This window comes from Pseudomonas sp. GW821-FHT09C09 (assembly GCF_059418105.1).
On the sequence record NZ_JBWKPF010000015.1, the window covers coordinates 2,220 to 4,848 of the forward strand.

Annotated in this window: 1 rRNA gene (running past one end of the window); it reads left to right on the top strand. The window is 52.0% G+C overall.

Annotation, left to right across the window (positions count from 1 at the left end):
• Positions 1–2,543: ribosomal RNA gene (locus AC07NR_RS29075) — 23S ribosomal RNA — on the top strand (it extends 209 nt beyond the left edge of the window).
• Positions 2,544–2,629 lie beyond the last annotated feature (86 nt).

Genomic DNA, 2,629 nt, shown 5'->3' on the forward strand with positions numbered 1-2,629 from the left:
AGTCATGAAATCGAGTAGGACGGAGCACGAGAAACTTTGTCTGAATATGGGGGGACCATCCTCCAAGGCTAAATACTACTGACTGACCGATAGTGAACTAGTACCGTGAGGGAAAGGCGAAAAGAACCCCGGAGAGGGGAGTGAAATAGATCCTGAAACCGTATGCGTACAAGCAGTGGGAGCAGACTTTGTTCTGTGACTGCGTACCTTTTGTATAATGGGTCAGCGACTTATTTTCAGTGGCGAGCTTAACCGAATAGGGGAGGCGTAGCGAAAGCGAGTCTTAATAGGGCGTCTAGTCGCTGGGAATAGACCCGAAACCGGGCGATCTATCCATGGGCAGGTTGAAGGTTAGGTAACACTGACTGGAGGACCGAACCGACTACCGTTGAAAAGTTAGCGGATGACCTGTGGATCGGAGTGAAAGGCTAATCAAGCTCGGAGATAGCTGGTTCTCCTCGAAAGCTATTTAGGTAGCGCCTCATGTATCACTGTAGGGGGTAGAGCACTGTTTCGGCTAGGGGGTCATCCCGACTTACCAAACCGATGCAAACTCCGAATACCTACAAGTGCCGAGCATGGGAGACACACGGCGGGTGCTAACGTCCGTCGTGAAAAGGGAAACAACCCAGACCGTCAGCTAAGGTCCCAAAGTTATGGTTAAGTGGGAAACGATGTGGGAAGGCTTAGACAGCTAGGAGGTTGGCTTAGAAGCAGCCACCCTTTAAAGAAAGCGTAATAGCTCACTAGTCGAGTCGGCCTGCGCGGAAGATGTAACGGGGCTCAAACCATACACCGAAGCTACGGGTATCACGTAAGTGATGCGGTAGAGGAGCGTTCTGTAAGCCTGTGAAGGTGAGTTGAGAAGCTTGCTGGAGGTATCAGAAGTGCGAATGCTGACATGAGTAACGACAATGGGTGTGAAAAACACCCACGCCGAAAGACCAAGGTTTCCTGCGCAACGTTAATCGACGCAGGGTTAGTCGGTCCCTAAGGCGAGGCTGAAAAGCGTAGTCGATGGAAAACAGGTTAATATTCCTGTACTTCTGGTTATTGCGATGGAGGGACGGAGAAGGCTAGGCCAGCTTGGCGTTGGTTGTCCAAGTTTAAGGTGGTAGGCTGAGATCTTAGGTAAATCCGGGATCTTAAGGCCGAGAGCTGATGACGAGTTGCCTTTAGGCGACGAAGTGGTTGATGCCATGCTTCCAAGAAAAGCTTCTAAGCTTCAGATAACCAGGAACCGTACCCCAAACCGACACAGGTGGTTGGGTAGAGAATACCAAGGCGCTTGAGAGAACTCGGGTGAAGGAACTAGGCAAAATGGCACCGTAACTTCGGGAGAAGGTGCGCCGGTGAGGGTGAAGGACTTGCTCCGTAAGCCCATGCCGGTCGAAGATACCAGGCCGCTGCGACTGTTTATTAAAAACACAGCACTCTGCAAACACGAAAGTGGACGTATAGGGTGTGACGCCTGCCCGGTGCCGGAAGGTTAATTGATGGGGTTAGCTAACGCGAAGCTCTTGATCGAAGCCCCGGTAAACGGCGGCCGTAACTATAACGGTCCTAAGGTAGCGAAATTCCTTGTCGGGTAAGTTCCGACCTGCACGAATGGCGTAACGATGGCGGCGCTGTCTCCACCCGAGACTCAGTGAAATTGAAATCGCTGTGAAGATGCAGTGTATCCGCGGCTAGACGGAAAGACCCCGTGAACCTTTACTATAGCTTTGCACTGGACTTTGAATTTGCTTGTGTAGGATAGGTGGGAGGCTTTGAAGCGTGGACGCCAGTTCGCGTGGAGCCATCCTTGAAATACCACCCTGGCAACTTTGAGGTTCTAACTCAGGTCCGTTATCCGGATCGAGGACAGTGTATGGTGGGTAGTTTGACTGGGGCGGTCTCCTCCTAAAGAGTAACGGAGGAGTACGAAGGTGCGCTCAGACCGGTCGGAAATCGGTCGTAGAGTATAAAGGCAAAAGCGCGCTTGACTGCGAGACAGACACGTCGAGCAGGTACGAAAGTAGGTCTTAGTGATCCGGTGGTTCTGTATGGAAGGGCCATCGCTCAACGGATAAAAGGTACTCCGGGGATAACAGGCTGATACCGCCCAAGAGTTCATATCGACGGCGGTGTTTGGCACCTCGATGTCGGCTCATCACATCCTGGGGCTGAAGCCGGTCCCAAGGGTATGGCTGTTCGCCATTTAAAGTGGTACGCGAGCTGGGTTTAGAACGTCGTGAGACAGTTCGGTCCCTATCTGCCGTGGACGTTTGAGATTTGAGAGGGGCTGCTCCTAGTACGAGAGGACCGGAGTGGACGAACCTCTGGTGTTCCGGTTGTCACGCCAGTGGCATTGCCGGGTAGCTATGTTCGGAAAAGATAACCGCTGAAAGCATCTAAGCGGGAAACTTGCCTCAAGATGAGATCTCACTGGAACCTTGAGTTCCCTGAAGGGCCGTCGAAGACTACGACGTTGATAGGTTGGGTGTGTAAGCGCTGTGAGGCGTTGAGCTAACCAATACTAATTGCCCGTGAGGCTTGACCATATAACACCCAAGCAATTTGCGAACTCGAAAGAGGCCAGATTGCGGTGTGTGAAGACGCAATGAACCGAAAGTTCGACGCTCACAAA